Here is an 18,822-nt window from a genome sequence, read left to right on the forward strand (position 1 = left end):
TCCGGTCAGGCCTTCGCGACCGCGACCTTCACCTTGGCGCCGTCGCCGACCGTGCCCTCGGCGGTGCCCTCACCGAACACCACCGTCGACGTCAGCGTCTCCGACTGCACGAACGCCAGGTGCGGCTCGACCGCGGACTTCACCGCGTCCGGCAGCTCCAGCGTCAACGTGATCCGGTCGGACACGTCGAGCTGGGCGTCCTTGCGGGCCTGCTGCACCACGCGCACCAGGTCACGCGCGACACCCTCGGCCTCCAGCTCCGGCGACACCACCGTGTCGAGCACGACGACGCCGGCACCACCGGGCAGCGCGGAGGTGGCGGCGGGATCCGTTGCCACCAAACGCTGTTCGTACTCGCCCTCGAACAGCTCGACGCCGGCGGCGACGATCCTGCCGTTCTCCTCGGTCCAGTCACCGGCCTTGACTGCCTTGATGACCTTCTGCACGTTCGGCCCGAGCCGCGGGCCGGCCGCACGCGCGTTGACGACCAGCTGGAACTGCCCGAAAGCGTCGACGTCCGTGGACAGCGATACCTCCTTGACGTTGACCTCGTCGCGCACGATCCCGGCGAAGTCCTCCAGCGAACCCGCCACCGGCGACGCCACCGTCAAGCGCGCCAACGGAAGCCGCACGCGCAGCTTGTTCGCCTTGCGCAGCGACAACGCCGTCGAGCAGACGTCGCGCACCTCGTCCATCGCCGCCACCAGCGCGTCGTCCGCCGGCAGTTCCGACACCGACGGGAAGTCCGTCAGGTGCACCGAACGGCCACCGGTCAGCCCGCGCCACACGACCTCGGACGTGTACGGCAGCAACGGCGCCGTCACGCGCGTGACGACCTCCAGCACGGTGTGCAGGGTGTCGATCGCGTCCTGCTCGCCGTCCCAGAACCGCTGCCGCGACCGGCGCACGTACCAGTTCGTCAGCACCTCCAGGTACTCGCGCACCAGCTGGCACGCACCGGAGATGTCGTAGACGTCCATCGCCGCCTGGACGTCGCGCACCAGGTCGTGCGTCTTCGCCAGCGCGTACCGGTCGAGCACGTTCTTCGAGTCGACGCGCCACGTGCCCTCCTTCCCGGCGGCGTTGGAGTACAACGCCAGGAAGTACCAGGAGTTCCACAGCGGCAGCACCGCCTGGCGCACCGCGTCACGGATGCCGCGCTCGGTCACCACGAGGTCACCACCGCGCAGGATCGGCGACGCCATGAGGAACCAGCGCATCGCGTCCGAGCCGTCGCGGTCGAAGACCTCGGTGACGTCCGGGTAGTTCTTCAGCGACTTGGACATCTTCTGGCCGTCGTCACCGAGAACGATTCCGTGCGCCATGCAGTCGCGGAACGCGGGCCGGTCGAACAACGCCGTCGCCAGCACGTGCATGGTGTAGAACCACCCGCGCGTCTGGCCGTTGTACTCGACGATGAAGTCGCCCGGGAAGTGGTTCTCGAACCACTCCGCGTTCTCGAACGGGTAGTGCACCTGCGCGAACGACATCGAACCCGACTCGAACCAGCAGTCGAGCACGTCCGGGATCCGGCGCATGACCGACTGGCCGCTCGGGTCGTCCGGGTTCGGCCGCGTCAGCTCGTCGATGAACGGCCGGTGCAGGTTGTCCGGACGCGCACCGAAGTCGCGCTCCAGCTCGTCCAGCGACCCGTACACGTCCGTGCGCGGGAACTCGGGGTTGTCCGAGGTCCACACGGGCAGCGGCGAGCCCCAGTACCGGTTGCGCGAGATGTTCCAGTCGCGCGCGTTCTCGAGCCACTTGCCGAACTGGCCGTCCTTGATGTGGCCCGGCACCCAGTTGATCTGCTGGTTGAGCTCGACCATCCGGTCCTTGAACTGCGTGACCGCGACGAACCACGCCGACAGCGCACGCTGGATCAGCGGGTTCTGGCAGCGCCAGCAGTGCGGGTACGGGTGGTCGTAGGTCTCGTGGCGCAGCAGCAGGCCCGCGTCCTTGAGGTCGCGGATGATCAGCTTGTTCGCCTCGAAGACGTGCACGCCCTGGTAGGGCGCCACCTCCGCGGTGAACTTGCCGTCCGGCCCGACCGGCACGACGACCTCGATGCCCGCCGCGTCCGTCACGACCTTGTCGTCCTCACCGAACGCCGGTGCGATGTGGACGATGCCCGTGCCGTCGTCGGTGGTCACGTAGTCGGCCGTGAGCACCTGGTGCGCGTTCTCGCGCCCCACGAAGAAGTCGAACGGCGGCAGGTACTTCTTGCCGACCAGGTCCGAGCCCTTGTAGCGGGCGACGACCTCGGGCTCCTCGCCCAGCTCACGCGCGTACGCCGCGACCCGCGCCTCCGCGAGCACGTACCTGTCGCCGTCGGAGCCCACGACCGTCACGTAGTCGACGTCCGGGTGCACGGCGGCGGCCAGGTTGCTCGGCAGCGTCCACGGCGTCGTCGTCCAGACCAGGGCCTTCTCGCCGGACTCGAAGCGCAGCGCCACCGTGACGGCCGGGTCCTGGCGATCCCGGTACGCGTCGTCCATCTTGGTCTCGGTGTTCGACAACGGCGTCTGGCAACGCCAGCAGTACCAGAGCACCCGGAAGCCCTCGTAGATCAAGCCCTTGTCCCACAAGGCCTTGAACGCCCACATGACACTTTCCATGTAGTCGAGGTCGAGCGTCTTGTAGTCGTTGTCGAAGTCGACCCAGCGCGCCTGCCGCGTCACGTAGTCGCGCCACTGGTCCGTGTACTGCAGAACGGACGTACGGCAGGCCTCGTTGAACTTCTCGATGCCGAGCTCGTCGATCTCGTGCTTCTGCGTGATGCCGAGCTGCTTCTCCGCCTCGTACTCGGCGGGCATGCCGTGCGTGTCCCAGCCGAACCGGCGCTCGACGTGCTTGCCGCGCATCGTCTGGTAGCGCGGCACGACGTCCTTGACGTAGCCGGTCAGCAGGTGCCCGTAGTGCGGCAGACCGTTCGCGAACGGCGGGCCGTCGTAGAAGACGAACTCGTTGTCGCCGTTCTCGCCGGCCGGGTTGCGGTCGATGCTCGCCTGGAAGGTCTCGTCGTCCTTCCAGTACCCGAGCACGTCCTGCTCGAGGTTCGGAAAGGACGGCTGCGCCGGGACCTCGTTCTGTCCGGCCCTGGGGTAGGCCATCTCCACTGCTCCTCGCGGTCACGTTGGACACGCGAGGACGACACGCCGATGTGGCTCGGCCCGCCGCGGTACCACCCCGCTTGCTCGCCCTCGTGCGGCGAGCCTCTCGTTCTTCGGCTGTGACGGGCCGGTCCCGTCCGGTTCTACTGAGGTGCTCGCGCACCCGTTCTTCCGGAGGCTCCCCGGTGATGGCCGGATCGGTGCCTGTGATTACAGGGTACGGGGGCGCGCAAACCGTATGCTCGCCGGATGACGTTGACCATCGCGTTGTCGATCCTGCTGGCCCTGCTGTTCGTCGCAACAGGCGCGGGCAAGCTGTTCGGCGCGAAGGCGTCACTGGAGGCCCGCGACCACTTCCGGATGAACCCGGCCCTGTGGCGCACCATCGGCGCGCTGGAGTGGGCCGGTGCCGTGGGTCTGGTCGTCGGCCTGGTCACGTGGCAGTGGGTGGCGCACGCGGCCACCGTCGGGCTCGGGCTGCTGATGGTCGGCGCCACGATCACGCGGCTGCGGTACGACTCGAAGCCGTCGGGCGTGGTCCTGGACCTGGTGCTGCTGGGTCTGCTGATCACGTTGCTGTTCCTGGACCGGTGAAGTTCCACCTCCTCGGCACACCTGAGGTCCGGCGCGACGGAGAGCTCGTCGACGTGGGTCACGCACGCCAGTTGAGCGTGCTGGCGGTGTTGCTGGTCGACGTCGACCAGGTCGTCGGCGTCGACAAGCTGCTGTCCCGGGTGTGGGGTGACGCGCCGCCGCGGCAGGCGAAGGCCGCGCTCTACAGCTACGTGTCGCGGTTGCGGACGGCGTTGGACGGCGTCCCGATCGTGCGCCGTTCCGGCGGGTACGTGCTGGAGGCCGATCCCGCGTCCATCGACTTGCACCGCTTCCGCTCTCTCGTAGCGCTCGGACGGCCTGATGAGGCGATGGCGCTCGTGCGTGGCGAACCGTTCGAGGGGCTGCACGGCGCGTGGTTCGACGGTCTGCGCGAGACGCTCGCCGGTGAGATCACCGCCGCCGAACTGGACCACACCGACGCGCGCCTGGCTGCCGGCGAACACCTCTCTCTCGTTGCCGAACTGACCGCGCGCACGTCCGAACGTCCGCTCGACGAACGGCTCGCGGGACAGCTGATGCGGGCGTTGATCGGCGCCGGCCAACGCGCTGAAGCGCTCGCCTACTACTCGGGGCTGCGTGATCGGCTCGCGGACGAACTGGGTCTCGACCCCGGTCCCGCGTTGCGCGACCTGCACGCGTCGCTGGTGCAGCGTCCACAGTGGAGTCCGCGCCGGCTCCCGCCCGCACCGGCGGATTTCACCGGCATGGCGGCCGAGCTCGAGGCCCTGGACCTGGACGGGCCGATCGTCACGATCACCGGACCGGCCGGCGCGGGCAAGACGCGGCTCGCGTTGCACTGGGCGCACAAGCACGCCGCCGACTACCCCGACGGCCAACTGTTCGTCGCCCTCGACGGCTCCGACCCGGCAGACGTCGTCCGCGAGTTCATCACAGCACTGGGCACCAGCCCGGACGGCATCCCGCCGGAGCCGCACGCGCAGACGGCGCTCTACCGCACGTTGCTGGCCGACCGGCGAATGTTGATCGTGCTCGACAACGCCGCGGACACCGCGCAGGTCGTGCCGCTGCTGCCGGGCACCCCGCGCTGCCGGGTCGTCGTGACGAGCCGCGAACGCCTGCCCGGCCTCGTCACCGCCCACGGCGCGCGCCCGGTCGTGCTCTGAGTAGAAGCACTCATGGCCAGGCCTTCCACGCCTGCGCCAGACTGGCCCCACAGACCATCTCTCTGGGGGGATCAGATGCGTGTCTTAGCTTTGACCTGCGCTCTCACGCTGCTGGGGGCGGGAGTAGCCTCCGCCGGCGAGTCGTCGACGTTCACGTTCGACGCCGAGGCCAACGCCTTCCCGATCTCGTCCGTCAGCGGTGAGTGGACCACGCCGGACGCGGAGTTCATCGTGGGACAGCGGGGGTGGGACGACAACACCCTGCACATCGACGTCGAAAGCCGCCAGGCCAGGACCTACTACGTCGTCGACCTCTCACGCCACGACGGGCAGCCGATCACACCAGGCACCTACACCGACGAGCGGGCGATCGTCATCGAGAAGGGCCTCGGCTGCGTCGACAGCAAGGCGGACTTCACCATCGACCGTCTCGACCTCGACGACCGGGGCATCCTGCTCGCGCTCGACGGCTCCGTCGAGCACCGCTGCGGCGACAAGCCGGACAACGCGTTCCGCGCGAAGATCCACTACGTGCGGGGCGCAGCCTGATGCGCACCGCCCTGCTCGCCGGCGCGTTCCTGGTCGCCACCGCGGCACCGGCGTCGGCCGCCGACACGGACTACCTGATCTGGGACTCCGACCCGAACGCCAATCCGACCCAGGGCCGTTCGGGCAACTGGTACGCACCGGACCCGTTCTCGGTGTGGGAGCACCCCGACCTCGAGCTGCGGGTCAAGGCCACCGGCCCGCACAACGAGTACATGCAGATCGACCTGGCCCGCCACGACGGGCAGCGCATCACCGAGGGCAGCTACGTCGACCAGCGGGTGACCATCGTGAGCGGCGGCTTCATGCACGCCGACGACGGAGCGGAGTTCACCGTCGAGCATCTCGTGCGCGGACCCGACGGGAACATCTCGGAGTTCGAGGGAGCCGTCGAGCACCACGGCAGCGACGAGCCGGACAGCACGTTCCGCGCCAAGATCAGCTATCGGCGCTGACAGCTCTCACGAGGTGGCACGGCTCCTGCGCACCAGCACCGCGTCAGGGGTGCACAGCGCGCATGGCGTGAACTGCAGTTGCCGTGCTTCCTGCACCGGGAGGCCCAGCGTGGGCCTCCCGGCAAGCCAGGAACACGAGCTCAGGTGGTACCGGGGCCGCTCGTCCAGCACCCGGACCTCGTCCACCAGATCGGCCACGACGAGCAGGTCCGCCGCGTCGGTGTCCTCTTCCGGTGGTTCCTCGTCAGCGGGCGGCGTGTCGGCTTCTGCCGAATCCACCACCCGTTGATCATCAGCTACAGCCTGTTGATCTACACTCTGCGCGTCGGCAGCGGGGTCCCCCGGCCGTCTCCGCCACCAGTCCCAAGCAAGGACCAGGGCGGCGAGCACGCTCGCGCCCACGGAAGACCACGCCCAGATCGTGTTGGACGTGGCCAGTGCGGGAACGAGCAACCCGAGGGCTGCCAGCACCAGAAGTAGAACTACGAAGAGCACCTAGCGAACAGTAGTTCAGCCCGCTTCGGCGCGTGCGCCGAAGGAGTAGCCCTGGGAACGACCCTCGGACGGTGCGGCGGGGCCGCGGTCCTGGAGGTCGCGCAGGGACGACTCGAGCATGGTCTTCAGTCGCGTGCGGTACTCGCGCTCGAACGTCTGCAGCTTGTCGATCTGCTTCTCGAGCGTGTTCTTCTCCTGGGTGATGTTGCCCATCACCTCAGCGTGCTTGCGCTGCGCGTCACGGTCCAGCGCGGTGGCCTTCTCACGGGCCTGCCGCTCCAGCGTCTCGGAACGCGTCCGCGCGTCGTTGAGCATGGTCTCGGCACGCGTGCGCGCCTCGTTGACCATCGTGTCGGCCTTGGCGCGAGCCTCGGACAACAGCTGCTCGGACTTCGTGCGGGCCTCGGACAGCATGCCGTCCGCTTCGGCCTTCGCCTCGCCGGTCAGCCGGTCCGCCATCTCCTGGGCGAGACCCAGGACCTTCGCGGCCTGCACGTGGTGGTCTCCGCCACCACCGGGGGACGTCTGCTCCATCACCGAGGGAGGCGGGACCGGCGCCAGGCGGCGCGGCTCCTCCACCGGCATACGGCTCGTCATGGGGCTTGCAGAAGCCTTCGCGCGCGCATCGTCGAGGTCGGCGCGCGTCGTCTCAAGCTGCTGGTCGAGCTGCTCGACTTGCTGACGGAGGTCGTTGTTCTCCTCGATCAAGCGGGCGAGCTCGCCCTCAACCAGGTCGAGGAACGCGTCCACCTCGTCCTCGTTGTAGCCCCGCTTGCCAATCGGCGGCTTGCTGAATGCAACGTTGTGCACATCAGCGGGGGTCAACGGCATCGGATCACCTCTCGCACTCCTGGGCTGCGGTCATCCCACGGTTCCCCGTCACCTGGGATCTGCGAATCGCATCAGAATGATAACGACCAGCCACAGCACAATAATCGATAGGTCCAGCCCGACGCCCCCGATCCGCACAGTCGGGATCACCCGACGGAGCGCACGGACCGGTGGGTCGGTGACCGTGTAGACGGTCTCAAGCGTCACGGCTACGCCGCCAGCTGGGCGCCATTCCCTCGCGAACGTCCGCACCATCTCGACCACGACACGCGCGGTCAGGAACAGGGAGAACGCGAACAGGACGTAGAAGATGACGAGACGGATCGGGTCCACGGGTCAACTCTAACCGTGGTTCCCGAAACCACCCTCCGCCAGCTTCCTGCGGTCCTCCGCCGTGACGTCAACGTTCGGCGGTGAGAGAAGGAACACCCTGCTCGTGATCTTGTCCATGGACCCGCGCAGAGCGAACGCGAGACCGGCCGAGAAGTCGACGAGACGCTTCGCGTCCGCGTCGTCCATGTCGGTCAGGTTCAAGATCACCGGGGTGCCGTCCCGGTAGTGCTCCCCGATCGTGCGCGCCTCGCTGTAGGTACGGGGGTGAAGCGTGGTGATGCGCGCCAACGGGTTGCCTGCCGGCTCGGCCACGGGACGCAGCCTGCTCACGGGCTCGCGCTGCGGCTCGACAGCGAGTGCGCCGTGCACGGGTGCATCGGCACTCCAGCGTCGCGTGCTCGAGGGGCTGCCCCCGCGCCGCGACTCCGGCTCGTAGTCGTCCGACTCGTCGATGTCGGCCCGGTACCCGGAGCCCTGGAGCTCCGACCGGCCCGGAGTGAACACGCGGTTGCGCCGCGGATACGGGTCGTAGTCGTCGGCCTCGGCCGCGTACTCGGACCGGTAGTCGCCGTAGCGACCTCGGTCGTCGTCGTAGCCGGGGTCGTCTGCGTACTCGGCGGGGACCATCCCGAAGTAGGCCTTCAGCTTGTGCAAAGCGCTCATTCCAGCCCCTCCTCGGCGGTTCCCCACTCTTAGGGACGGTGCGGACGGTCCCGAGGTTCCCGACAACCTACGGCGAGGTTAGTCGCCGGCTGCCGAGCAACGCCGTTCCGACACGCACACAGGTCGATCCGTGCGAGATGGCATCTTCCAGGTCACCGCTCATTCCCGCTGACACATGGGTGGCAGTGGGATGATCATCACGTAGGCGAGATACCACCGAAACCAACGCCTGAAACGCCTGCGATGGATTCATCGTCCGAGGCGCGACAGTCATCGCACCTCGGAGAATAAGATCACCCGAACGAGTGATCACGCCAGCCAGTTCAGCCACATCCGCAACAGCAACCCCACCGCGCGACGTGTCCCCGTCGATGCTGACCTGCAACAGGACGTCCAAAGTCGTGCCGCGAGCGCGCGCCGCCTTGGCCAACGCCTCGGCCAGCCGCACGCTGTCCACGGAGTCGACCTGATCGGCCCACTCGACGACGGACTTGGCTTTGTTCCGCTGCAACCGCCCGACCATGTGCCATCTCGCCTCGGCAAGATGTCTCAATTGGCCGACCTTCTCGCCGGCCTCCTGATCCCGGTTCTCCGCGAAGTTCCTCAACCCGAGCCCGTAAAGGATCTCCACATCACTGGCGGGCCAGGTTTTCGTCACCGCGAGCAACATCACTTCCCCGCGCGCCCGCCCCGCCACCTCACAGGCTTTGGCGATACGCTCCTCAACCTCGGCGAGGTTCTCCGCCAACTCCGCGGCGCGACTCACGGCTCAATCCAGATCACCGAGGCAAGCCGCCCGGTAGGAGCCTGCCGCCGATGGCTGAACAGCTCCTTCTCCTCGACCGTGCACCGGGGATCAACCCCGATCTTCCCGACCCCGGCACTGGCGAGCTGATTCCACAGCCCGGCACGAAGGTCCAGCGCAGGCGTACCTTTCCGCGACTTCGAGGCACTACCAGGCAGATGCTTCTCGACGTCCTTCTGCATCTCAGCAGGCACCTCATAACACTCACCACACACCGAGGGCCCCAACAACACCTCGACGCGCTCGAGCTCGGCCCCCAGCGCCATCATCGCCTTGAGAGCCTCGACCACCACCCCGACCCGAGCCCCGACACGCCCAGCGTGGACAGCCCCGACAACACCAGCCTCTTGATCTCCGAGCAAGACCGGCACACAGTCGGCAGTCAACACGACAAGCCCGAGCCCAGCCCGTTTCGTCACAACAGCATCAGTAGCCTCAAGCGGCTCACCCTGAGGCCCGTCCACGGTGGCGACAGTGCGCCCGTGCACCTGCTCCATCCAGACCAACCGGTCGGCCGCAAGCCCGATCCCGGAGGCCAATCTCCCCCGGTTGGCCTCAACGGCAGACAGCTCGTCCCCAACGTGATCGCCGAGGTTGAAGGAGTCGAAGGGCGCCTTGGACACACCACCGGCGCGGGTGGTGACAACACGACGAATGCGCACGCCCACACCCTAGTTCGCACCCAGAACCACGCACCGAGCACGCCCAGCCACCGCGAGGCCGAAGGCGAGCCGTTCGTCTTTCGTCTTTAGCAGGCGGTCCAGGCGGTGGGGTCCCATCACGAGTCGCGCCATAGCTCTTGCTGCATGCCTGGAGGGGTGTCAACTCGACGCGCTTTTTGTCGAGTTGACACCCCTCCAGGCATGTGGCCCGCTCTTGGTGTGACTCGTGATGGGACCCCACCGCCAACGCAACCAAACTAAGCAACCGGCAGCCGCCCAACTCAACAGGCGTGCCATCAACCCGCTCGTGGCGTGGGCCCCTGATCAGATTGCCGGGGGTCTGGGGGCAGCGCCCCCAGGGGAAGCACGCAGCAGCGACCCGCCGCCCGCGAGGTGACCACCCGCCTGGTCGCGGACCGCAAGGTGACCACCCGCCTGGTCGCGGACCGCAAGGCGACCACGAGACAAGGTCAGCGGACCGCAAAGCTGACCACCCGCAAGCTGACGCAGGCGTCCCCCCAAAAGGAAGACCCCCTGAGCCCAAACGCTACTCAGGGGGTCCGACAAGATCAGAAAACCAAAACCCAGCCACCCAAGGCCAAGCCCCGAAGGCACCTAAAGGCACCCAAAGGAGCCGAAAGCCCCAACCTCACCGCCGCATGAACGGCGGCACATCCACCTCGTCATCGGGATCCTCGGTAACCGGCACAGGCCGAGAAGGCAACGACCCGTTCGGAGACAAGGACCGAGGCACCGAGGGCACGTACCCGTTCCCCTGAGCGTGCGACGGCTGCGGCGGAACAGAAGCAGGCGGCTGCTGCACCGGAGGATGCTGCACAGGCGGAGCCTGCCGGATCTCCGGCTGAACCGGAGCCTGCACGACGGGAGCCTGCACGGGCGGAGGTGGAGTCTGGGCCACCGGCTGCTGCACGTGCGTGGGCACAGCGGTGGCGGAGGCGATGGGCCCGGTAGCCGTCCGAGGCGGCGAGGACAACGCCGTCGGCTCCAGCTTCTTGTGCGTGGGCCCGCCCGCGTCGAAACCGGCCGCGATCACCGTGACCCGGACCTCGTCGCCCAGGGAGTCGTCGATGACCGTACCGAAGATGATGTTCGCGTCCGGGTGTGCGGCTTCCTGGACCAGCGACGCGGACTCGTTGATCTCGAAGAGTCCCAGGTCGGAGCCACCCGCGATCGAGAGCAGCACGCCGTGCGCGCCCTCCATCGAGGCTTCCAGCAGGGGCGAGTTGATCGCCTTCTGCGCGGCCTGGACCGCTCGTCCCTCACCGCGCGCCGAGCCGATGCCCATCAACGCCGAGCCCGCGCCGGACATGACCGACTTGACGTCGGCGAAGTCCAGGTTGATCAGACCGGGGGTCGTGATCAGGTCGGTGATGCCCTGGACACCGGACAGCAGCACCTCGTCCGCGGAGCGGAAGGCGTCCATCAGGCTGACGCCGATGTCGCCGAGCTGGAGCAGCCGGTCGTTGGGGATGACGATGAGCGTGTCGCACTCGTTGCGCAGGGCCTGGATGCCGTCCTCGGCCTGCTTGGCGCGGCGCTTGCCCTCGAACGAGAACGGACGCGTCACGACACCGATGGTCAGTGCGCCGAGCTTGCGCGCGATCGAGGCCACGACGGGCGCGCCGCCGGTGCCCGTGCCGCCGCCTTCGCCCGCGGTCACGAAGACCATGTCGGCCCCCTTGAGGACCTCCTCGATCTCCTCGCGGTGGTCTTCGGCGGCCTTGTGCCCGACCTCGGGGTTGGCGCCGGCACCGAGGCCGCGGGTGAGCTCGCGGCCGATGTCGAGCTTGACGTCGGCATCAGACATCAGCAAGGCCTGTGCGTCGGTGTTCACCGCGATGAACTCGACGCCCTTCAGCCCGACCTCGATCATGCGGTTGACGGCGTTGACACCGCCACCACCGATGCCGACGACCTTGATCACCGCGAGGTAGTTGTGCGGGGGCGTCATCGGATCCGCCTTCCTGATCGTGGTCCGCGCTGCAGGTGCTGGGTGTGATGCACCCGGATTGAAACTCTCAACCTCTCATCGAGATTCAGAGTTATGTCAACCCCATATGTTCCTGCTGGACGGTAAGCACCGGCGGTGCGTCGGTCCAGCAGCCACGCCGTAGGGTCCCAACACTGTGCGCTACTACTCCCCGGTCGTGCCGTCAAGTAGTTGCGCGCGGTCCTGAGGACGACGCACCACAAGCCTAGTCGGACGACGAATCGGAGATCGTCTCGCCCATGCCTTCCTCAGTTGCACACCATGCCAGGGTCACCTCTCGCTACTGTCCGTAGATGGGGATGAAGATGCTGAGCGTCGCGCTGGCCGCGATCGCTCTGGGGGCAGTGACCGTCGCACCCGCGGGTGCGGCGCCGGAAGGCAACACGATCGTCGAGATCAAGAGCGCGGCCGACGGGCTGTGCCTCGACCTGAGCAAGCCGGAGACTCTCCGCGCCGGCGTGAGTGCGTGCGACGGCAGCGCGGCGCAGCGGTTCGAACGCGTCCCCGCCGTCGCGGGCGGCGGGTCGTACCTGCGCAACATCGGCAGCGGGACCTGTCTGGACGGGTACAACAGCTCGGTGACGACCTGGCCGTGCGAGACCGTCGAGGCCGGCCAGCGGTTCCAGGAGGTGGCCGACGCCGACGGCACCGTGAAGCTGGCGGTCGCCGGGCGATTCGGCACCCGGTTCGTCGACTCCTACCTCTTCTCGCTGTTCGGCGACGTGAGCATGTTCGAGGCCTCCACGCGGCCCACACAGCGCTGGCTGGTCCGCGAGGTCGGAGTGGTGCCGCCGCCGCAGCCAGGAGCACCGGTCAAGCTGAGGCAGGCCCAGGAGGGCACCTGCGTGTCCGACAGCGTCGAGTACCTCAACGAACTGAGGGCCTGCGACGCCGCTCCGGCTTTCGAGCGGATCGACGCGGGCGGCGGCAAGGTCGCGTTGCGGAGCCAGGCCAGTGGCAACTGCCTGACGGTGATGCCGGAGCCTTCGCTCGCCGTGAAGCTGGAGAACTGCGACGTCGCCCGCCCGGCGCAGCAGTGGTCACTCGTCGGTGACGAACTCGGCAACTACACGATCGTGCACGGTGTCAACCTCCTGACCTCGGGCACCAACGGACGCGTGGTCGTCTTCGACCCCTTCGAGACCAGCCTCCTGCAGCGCTGGCAGCTGCTCCCGGTCTAGTCGCCGACGGTTCCGTCGAGCAGTTCCCGGACGACGTCCAGGTGGCCGGCGTGCCGGGCGGTCTCGTCGATGAGGTGCGCGAGCACCCATCGGGCCGAGATCGTCCGGTCGCCCTGGAACGGCACCTCGGCGTCGAGCTCCAGACCGGCGAGGACCTCCCGGCTCACCTCGCACTGCGCGCGGTAGTCCGCCAGGAACCCGGCGAGCGTCTCGCCCTCCTCGACGCGCCAGTCCGCGTCGGGGTCCTCCATCGTGTACGGCGCCCGCGAGTCACGTCCGGCGAGCACCACCTCGAACCAGTGGTGCTCGGTCCAGCGCACGTGCTTCACCACGCCGGCCGCGGTCGTCAGCTTCGACGGCAGCACCGCCCGCGTCGCGTCGTCGTCCGACAGGCCCTCGACCTTCAGCTCGATCGTCGCGCGCAAGTAGTCCAACAGGGCCGTGTACGTCGCACGTTCGTCGGCGACGAGTGGTGGTGCAGTCCGTGTCATGCGGCGCAGCGTGCACGAGCCTGTGACGTCACCGCACCGCATTTATCCGTTGGGCCGCGAGCCGCCCGGAGATCAGCACCGGCGGCACCCCGACTCCCGGTGTGGTGCCCGCTCCGGCCAGTGCCACGTTCTCGGCGCCCTTCACGACGTTGCGCGGCCGGAACGGTCCCGTCTGCGCGAAGGTGTGCGCGAGCCCGAACGGCGTCCCCGCCGCGTTGCCCCAGTCCAGCGGCGTCACCAACACCTCGTCGCGGACCGCCGCACCGAACCCGTCGAGCCCGCGCTCCTCCAGCGTCCGCACCAGCTCGTCGCGGTACCGGCGCCCGACGCGTTTCCAGTCGACCGGCCCGGTCCGGAGGTTCGGCGACGGCGCCAGCACGTAGTGCAGCCCGTCCTGCGCGTGCGTGACGAGCAGCGACGGGTCGGACATCAACCGTCCCTTGTGGACGATCTCGTCGAACGTCCCCCGCCACGCCGCCCCGAACAGGATGTTGTGGTGCCCGAGGTCCCACGTGCGGTCCGTCGCGGCGTGCAGCACCACCGCGGACGGCGACCACCGGTGCGGCAACACCCGCTTCGGCGACTTGCCGAGCAACCGATAGGCGTCCGGCAGCTCGCACGCCAAGACGACGGCATCACACTCGATGCGCTCCTCAGCGGTATGTACGGCCACAACGCGCGCACCGCGCCACTCCAGCCGTGTGACTGTTGCGCCGTAACGGAACTCCGCACCGTGCTTGGTCGCGGCACCAGCCATCGCCTGAGGCACCGCATGCATTCCGCCGCGTGGGAAGTACACGCCCGCGATGGTGTCCATGTACGCGATGACGGCATACGCCGCGAGAGCCTGCCGCGGCGGCACCCCCGCGTACAAGGCCTGGAACGAAAAGAGCCTGATCAACCGCTCGTCCCGCAGGAACCGCCGCAACTGCGGCTCGAGCCGCCCGAACCCACCGAGAGCCGCGAGCTTCACGAGCTCCGGCCGCACCAGGTCGAACGGCGAGTCGAAGTTCGCCCCGATGAAGTGCTCGCGCTGCACCGAGTACAGCTCACCCAGCCACCGCCGCAGGTCGCGGTACCCGGCCGCTTCCCTTGCCCCGCAGACGGAACGGACCTCGTCCTCCATCGCGGCGCCGTCGGTGTGCACCGAGATCCGCGACCCGTCCGCGAACCGCGCGCGATAGGCGGGCTCCACGCGGTCGAGCGTCAGCCAGTCCGAAAGCCGCTCCCCCACGGCGCCGAACGCCACTTCCAGGTACTCGGGCATCGTCAGCACGGTCGGCCCGTTGTCCGCGACGAACCCGCCGACACGCACAGTGCCGGCCCGCCCACCAGGCCCGTCACCCTTTTCGAGCACCGTGACACGCCGACCGGTCCCCTGCAGGTGCAACGCCGCTGACAGTCCGGCAAGACCGGCCCCCACAACGACAACGCGGCCCGGCATTGAGTACTTCCTTCGGGTGACAACGATCAAACTGGCTAATACCGCGAGTGGTAGCCCGATGAGCACGTTAGTCGTTCATCACCAGGAGGCATGTCTTGGCACCCGCACCCGCGTCCGTGCGTTCGCTCGTCATCGAAGCGATCGTCCTGGAACTCGTCACGAGCAGGCTCGGCAGCCTCGTCGTACGGGTCGCGACGGCGCGGCTGAGGCCGAACGGCTGACGCGCGAAACCCAGGAGAAACCCTTGTGCTCCCAGCCGATTCCCCGGTCCCCGATCCGCAGGGTCCGCCGGTTCCCGACTCCGTCGCGGCCGCCGGCACCGCGGCGCTAGCCCCAGATCGAAGGACCGCCGTGGAACCTCTTCCACCAGTAGTCACCATCGGACCTGCGCCACCACCCGGACGCAGACCGCCCTGGCTCGCGATCGGTTTCGCCCTCGTGGCGCTGACAGCGGGCGGACTCGGGTTCGGGCTGGGCAGAGCCACCGGCCCCGACCTGCTGCGTTCTGCCGACACGAGTGCAGCGGGACCGTCCACGTCGTCATCACCCAAGGGGTTCACGGTCGACGGATCGATGACCGTGAACGGCAACTGCGGCGTGGGTGGTTACAGCGACATCCAACTCGGCGGCCAGGTCGAGATCGTCAACCAGGACAACAGGGTTCTCGGCGTCGGCACGTTGATGACCGGCCTGGGGTCGTGCAAGTTCAACTTCAGCGTGAGCGGTGTCCCCGAGGGAGAACGCCTCTACGGCGCGAAGATCGGCAACTCCAACCGCGGTGTGATCTGGAAGAGCCAGCAGGAAGCCGCGTCCGAAGGCTTCCACCTGACCCTGGGCTAGGAAACCGTGGCCAGGTCGGGCGACGACACGTCGTAGTTCGTGCCTGGCCGCGACAGCAGCACGAGCAGCACGGCCGCCTTGCGTGCCGTGTCCTCGGAGTTGCCCCACTTCACCGTGCGGCCTCCCGACAGCGTCAGCCGAACGTCGGCACTGGTCGTCGCCGCCACCGCCAGCACGTCCGGCCGCAGCTTCTCCGGCAGTTCGTTCACGACCCCGACCACGGCGCGAGTGGCCGGGTCCGAGGACGACGGCAGGGTGAGCACCAGTTCGGGCACGCCCGGTGCGGCGGCCGGGAGGATCGCGTAGTCCTTGCCCGTCGAGTCGACGAGGTGGAAGCCGTCGGGCAGCTTCACCGAGCCGACCGGGACCCGTTCGGTGAGCACCAGGCGGACCGTGCCCGGGAGCTGGCGTTCGACCTCGACGGCGGCGACGCGCGGGATGCCCGCGACCCGGTCGTGGATCTCCTTGAGGTCCAGGCGGATCAGCGGGGAGCCGGTCTCGATGGCGGCCACGGCGCGGACCTCGTCCTCGGTCAGCGCGCCGTTGCCCCGGACGTCGACCTGGCTGACGCCGAGCAACGGGGTGAAGTAGACGCAGTAGACCAGTGCCAGCACGGACACCACTGTCAGCAGCGCGACCAGGCGGCGGCGCAGGATGACCCTGCGCCGCGCCTTGTACTCCGCGCTCTTCGGTCTCCGGTTCGCGGGGCGAACTCGCGTGGACCTGCCGCGAACCGGTGCGCTCATGACAGCGCGCTGACGATCTCGGGGCCGAGCATCGTCACGTCGCCCGCGCCCATCGTCACGACCAGGTCGCCCTCGCGGACCAGCGAGGCCACCAGTGCGGGCACGCGGTCGAACGACGGCTCGTAGTGCACGGAAGCCGTGACCTGGTCGGCGATCAGCGCGCCGGTGATGCCGGGCTCCGGCTCCTCGCGGGCGCCGTAGACGTCCAGCACCACGACCTCGTCCGCCAGCGACAGCGCGGCGGCGAACTCGACGGCGAACGTGCGCGTACGCGAGTACAGGTGTGGCTGGAACACCACGACGACGCGGCCAGCACCGGCAACAGGACGGGCGGCACGCAGCTGTGCGTCGACCTCGGTCGGGTGGTGCGCGTAGTCGTCGTACACCGACACGCCACCGCCACGGCCCTTGAACTCGAACCGCCGCCGCACGCCACCGAAAGCCGCGAGGCCTTCGAGCATCCCGGTCTGGTCGGCACCGAGCTCCAGACCGGCCAGCAGCGCGGCGATCGCGTTCAACGCCATGTGCTCACCCGGCACCGCGACCCGGACCTCGACCGCCACGCCGTCGATCTCGACCGACGCGAGGCCGCCCGACTCGAACGGCTTGTAGTCGACCAGCTTCGCGTCGGTGGCCGAACGCCCGTACTCGCGAACGCGGATCCCGCGCGCACGAGCCTCGGTGATCAGGCGAGCCGCACCGGGATCGTCCGCACAGGACACCAGCACGCCGCCGGGCACGATCCGCTCCAGGAACGAGTCGAACACGGCCGTGTAGGCCTCGACGGTGCCGTGGTGGTCGAGGTGGTCGGCCTCCACGTTCGTCACGACGGCGACGGACGGCGAGAAGAACAGGAACGAGCCGTCGGACTCGTCCGCCTCGGCCACGAACACGCCGCCGGTGCCCTGGTGGGCGTTGGCGCCGGACTCGTTCAGATCACCACCGATCGCGAACGACGGGTCGACCCGGCAGTGCTGCAACGCGACGGTGAGCATCGACGTGGTCGACGTCTTGCCGTGCGTACCGGCGACACACACGACGCGATGGTCGTCCATCAGCGCCGCGAGGGCCTCGGCACGGCGCAGCACGGTGATGCCGCGCTCACGGGCAGCGGCGTACTCGGGGTTCGTGTCCTTGATCGCGGTCGACACCACGACCTCGGTCGGACCGCCCACGAGCTGGTCCAGGTTCGCGGCGTCGTGACCGACGGCGATCCGCGCGCCCTGGGCGCGCAGGGCCAGCACGGTCCGCGAGTCCTTGGCGTCCGAACCGGACACCTGCACGCCGCGCGCCAGCAGGATGCGGGCGATGCCGCTCATGCCGGCACCACCGATGCCGACGAGGTGAACGCGTTCGAGGCTCATTTCCTGATCACATCCAGAACGGTGCGGGCAAGGATCTCGTCGGCCTCACGGCGGCCGGTGCCGAGCGTCGCGCGGGACATCTGCGCGAGCCGCTCGCGGTCCGCCATCAGCGGCACCACCAGCGACGCGACCTTCTGCGGCGTGAGCTCCTCGTCCGGCACCAGCAGGCCACCACCCGCGGAGACGACCGGACCGGCGTTCAGCGCCTGCTCGCCGTTGCCGATCGGCAGCGGCACGAAGATCGCGGGCAGGCCGACGGCCGACACCTCGGCGACGGTCATCGCGCCCGAACGGCAGAGCACGGCGTCCGCGGCGGCGTACGCCAGGTCCATGCGCTCCAGGTACGGCACCGGCACGTACGCCGGGCGGCCCGGAACCTGCTGCACGGCAACGGAGTTCTTCGGGCCGTACGCGTGCAGCACACCGACGCCGGCGCGGGCGAACTCGGCGGCCACGGGCGCCACGGCCTCGTTGATCGACCGCGCGCCCTGCGAGCCGCCGAACACCAGCAGCACCGGCGCGTGCGGGTCCAGACCGAAGAAGCGGCGGGCCTCGTCACGCAACGCGGCGCGGTTCAGCGTCGTGATCGACTGGCGCAGCGGGATGCCGATGATCTGCGCGTCGGTCAGGCCGGAGTCCGGCACGGCCGCCGCGACGTGGTCGGCGAACTTGGCGCCGACCTTGTTCGCGAGACCGGCCTTGGCGTTCGCCTCGTGCACCACGATCGGAATGCGGCCACGCGCGGCCAGGTACGCGGGCAGCGCCACGTAACCACCGAAGCCGACGACGACGTCCGCGCCGACGCGCTCCAGCACCTCACGGGTCTGCTTCACGGCGCCGCGCACGTTCAGCGGCAGCTTCAGCAGGTCCAGGGTGGGCTTGCGCGGCATCGGCACCGGCGGGATCAGCTCCAGCGGGTACCCGCGGGCCGGGACGATCTTGCTCTCGAGGCCGCGCTCGGTGCCGAGCGCGATGACACGCGCGTCCGGCCGCAGTCGCATGACCGCGTCGGCCAGCGCCAGTGCCGGCTCGATGTGTCCGGCGGTGCCACCGCCGGCGACCACGACGCACGGACCACTGGGGGCAGGGTGCCCGGTCAAGACTTC

At 68.8% G+C, this 18,822-nt stretch carries 20 protein-coding genes; 7 read left to right on the forward strand and 13 right to left on the reverse strand.

The genetic code is table 11. The annotated features are described in order from the left end of the window. Positions 1 to 5: 5 nt before the first annotated feature. Positions 6 to 3,110: an isoleucine--tRNA ligase gene (ileS, locus tag PV646_RS01720; protein WP_500339671.1), complete on the reverse strand. Its 3,105-nt coding sequence runs from the start codon at positions 3,108 to 3,110 to the stop codon at positions 6 to 8. Between the two features lie 249 nt (positions 3,111 to 3,359). Between ileS and PV646_RS01725 the strand changes: the two genes are divergently transcribed. The 4 genes from PV646_RS01725 to PV646_RS01740 all read left to right on the forward strand — a co-directional run bounded on the left by PV646_RS01725 (position 3,360) and on the right by PV646_RS01740 (position 5,850). Further along, the gene (locus PV646_RS01725) at positions 3,360 to 3,704 is read left to right on the forward strand and encodes a DoxX family protein (RefSeq protein ID WP_500339672.1); all 345 of its coding nucleotides are present in this window, start codon (positions 3,360 to 3,362) and stop codon (positions 3,702 to 3,704) included. Continuing rightward, a complete protein-coding gene (locus PV646_RS01730) occupies positions 3,701 to 4,849 on the forward strand; it encodes an AfsR/SARP family transcriptional regulator (protein ID WP_500339673.1) in 1,149 nt (382 codons plus the stop codon). The genes PV646_RS01725 and PV646_RS01730 overlap by 4 nt, the downstream gene beginning before the upstream one ends. Positions 4,850 to 4,924: 75 nt before the next feature. Further along, positions 4,925 to 5,398: a hypothetical protein gene (locus PV646_RS01735; RefSeq protein WP_500339674.1), complete on the forward strand. Its 474-nt coding sequence runs from the start codon at positions 4,925 to 4,927 to the stop codon at positions 5,396 to 5,398. Next, positions 5,398 to 5,850: a hypothetical protein gene (locus tag PV646_RS01740; protein WP_500339675.1), complete on the forward strand. Its 453-nt coding sequence runs from the start codon at positions 5,398 to 5,400 to the stop codon at positions 5,848 to 5,850. Before PV646_RS01735 ends, PV646_RS01740 begins: the two co-directional genes overlap by 1 nt. A gap of 6 nt (positions 5,851 to 5,856) precedes the next feature. Here the strand turns inward: PV646_RS01740 and PV646_RS01745 are convergent, their stop codons facing one another. The 7 genes from PV646_RS01745 to ftsZ all read right to left on the reverse strand — a co-directional run bounded on the left by PV646_RS01745 (position 5,857) and on the right by ftsZ (position 11,611). Continuing rightward, positions 5,857 to 6,345, reverse strand: coding sequence for a hypothetical protein (locus PV646_RS01745; RefSeq protein ID WP_500339677.1), 489 nt, complete (start codon positions 6,343 to 6,345; stop codon positions 5,857 to 5,859). Positions 6,346 to 6,360: 15 nt separating this feature from the next. After that, positions 6,361 to 7,176, reverse strand: a complete 816-nt coding sequence (wag31, locus tag PV646_RS01750; RefSeq protein ID WP_500339678.1) for a DivIVA-like cell division protein Wag31 — start codon at positions 7,174 to 7,176, stop codon at positions 6,361 to 6,363. Positions 7,177 to 7,224: 48 nt separating this feature from the next. Continuing rightward, complete coding sequence (locus PV646_RS01755; RefSeq protein WP_500339679.1) at positions 7,225 to 7,509, reverse strand: YggT family protein; 285 nt, start codon at positions 7,507 to 7,509, stop codon at positions 7,225 to 7,227. Between the two features lie 9 nt (positions 7,510 to 7,518). Next, positions 7,519 to 8,172, reverse strand: a complete 654-nt coding sequence (locus PV646_RS01760) for a cell division protein SepF (RefSeq protein ID WP_500339680.1) — start codon at positions 8,170 to 8,172, stop codon at positions 7,519 to 7,521. A 67-nt stretch (positions 8,173 to 8,239) separates the two neighbouring features. Next, positions 8,240 to 8,938 (reverse strand): YggS family pyridoxal phosphate-dependent enzyme, encoded by a 699-nt coding sequence (locus tag PV646_RS01765; RefSeq protein WP_500339681.1) that lies wholly within the window; start codon positions 8,936 to 8,938, stop codon positions 8,240 to 8,242. Further along, positions 8,935 to 9,639, reverse strand: coding sequence for a peptidoglycan editing factor PgeF (gene pgeF, locus PV646_RS01770; protein ID WP_500339682.1), 705 nt, complete (start codon positions 9,637 to 9,639; stop codon positions 8,935 to 8,937). Before pgeF ends, PV646_RS01765 begins: the two co-directional genes overlap by 4 nt. 649 nt (positions 9,640 to 10,288) lie before the next feature. Next, positions 10,289 to 11,611, reverse strand: a complete 1,323-nt coding sequence (gene ftsZ / locus PV646_RS01775) for a cell division protein FtsZ (RefSeq protein WP_500339683.1) — start codon at positions 11,609 to 11,611, stop codon at positions 10,289 to 10,291. Between the two features lie 332 nt (positions 11,612 to 11,943). Here ftsZ and PV646_RS01780 point away from each other — a divergent pair, with 332 nt between their 5' ends. Next, on the forward strand, positions 11,944 to 12,831 hold the full coding sequence (locus PV646_RS01780; RefSeq protein ID WP_500339684.1) for an RICIN domain-containing protein: 888 nt from the start codon (positions 11,944 to 11,946) through the stop codon (positions 12,829 to 12,831). On the opposite strand, the gene PV646_RS01785 is transcribed toward PV646_RS01780, so the two are convergent. Together PV646_RS01785 and crtI are read right to left on the reverse strand one after the other, a co-directional pair. Further along, complete coding sequence (locus PV646_RS01785; RefSeq protein ID WP_500339685.1) at positions 12,828 to 13,322, reverse strand: DinB family protein; 495 nt, start codon at positions 13,320 to 13,322, stop codon at positions 12,828 to 12,830. The two genes, PV646_RS01780 and PV646_RS01785, sit on opposite strands and share 4 nt — an antisense overlap. A 28-nt stretch (positions 13,323 to 13,350) precedes the next feature. Next, positions 13,351 to 14,766 carry a phytoene desaturase family protein gene (gene crtI, locus PV646_RS01790; protein ID WP_500339686.1) on the reverse strand — a complete coding sequence of 472 codons (1,416 nt, stop codon included), beginning with the start codon at positions 14,764 to 14,766 and terminating at the stop codon, positions 13,351 to 13,353. Positions 14,767 to 14,861: 95 nt separating this feature from the next. Between crtI and PV646_RS01795 the strand changes: the two genes are divergently transcribed. Continuing rightward, positions 14,862 to 14,987 (forward strand): hypothetical protein, encoded by a 126-nt coding sequence (locus PV646_RS01795; RefSeq protein ID WP_500339687.1) that lies wholly within the window; start codon positions 14,862 to 14,864, stop codon positions 14,985 to 14,987. A gap of 217 nt (positions 14,988 to 15,204) precedes the next feature. After that, complete coding sequence (locus PV646_RS01800) at positions 15,205 to 15,606, forward strand: hypothetical protein (RefSeq protein ID WP_500339688.1); 402 nt, start codon at positions 15,205 to 15,207, stop codon at positions 15,604 to 15,606. Here PV646_RS01800 and PV646_RS01805 read toward each other — a convergent pair. Genes PV646_RS01805 through murG form a run of 3 tightly spaced genes read right to left on the reverse strand, consistent with a single transcriptional unit; the run spans position 15,603 to position 18,816 of the window. Beyond that, positions 15,603 to 16,352 (reverse strand): cell division protein FtsQ/DivIB, encoded by a 750-nt coding sequence (locus tag PV646_RS01805; protein ID WP_500339689.1) that lies wholly within the window; start codon positions 16,350 to 16,352, stop codon positions 15,603 to 15,605. The two genes, PV646_RS01800 and PV646_RS01805, sit on opposite strands and share 4 nt — an antisense overlap. Then, positions 16,349 to 17,716 carry a UDP-N-acetylmuramate--L-alanine ligase gene (gene murC, locus PV646_RS01810; protein ID WP_500339690.1) on the reverse strand — a complete coding sequence of 456 codons (1,368 nt, stop codon included), beginning with the start codon at positions 17,714 to 17,716 and terminating at the stop codon, positions 16,349 to 16,351. Before murC ends, PV646_RS01805 begins: the two co-directional genes overlap by 4 nt. Beyond that, positions 17,713 to 18,816, reverse strand: coding sequence for an undecaprenyldiphospho-muramoylpentapeptide beta-N-acetylglucosaminyltransferase (gene murG, locus PV646_RS01815; protein WP_500339691.1), 1,104 nt, complete (start codon positions 18,814 to 18,816; stop codon positions 17,713 to 17,715). Before murG ends, murC begins: the two co-directional genes overlap by 4 nt. Positions 18,817 to 18,822: the final 6 nt, after the last annotated feature.

The sequence above is a fragment of the Streptomyces sp. ID05-26A genome (genome assembly GCF_033794685.1).
Taxonomy (GTDB): Bacteria; Actinomycetota; Actinomycetes; order Mycobacteriales; family Pseudonocardiaceae; genus Lentzea.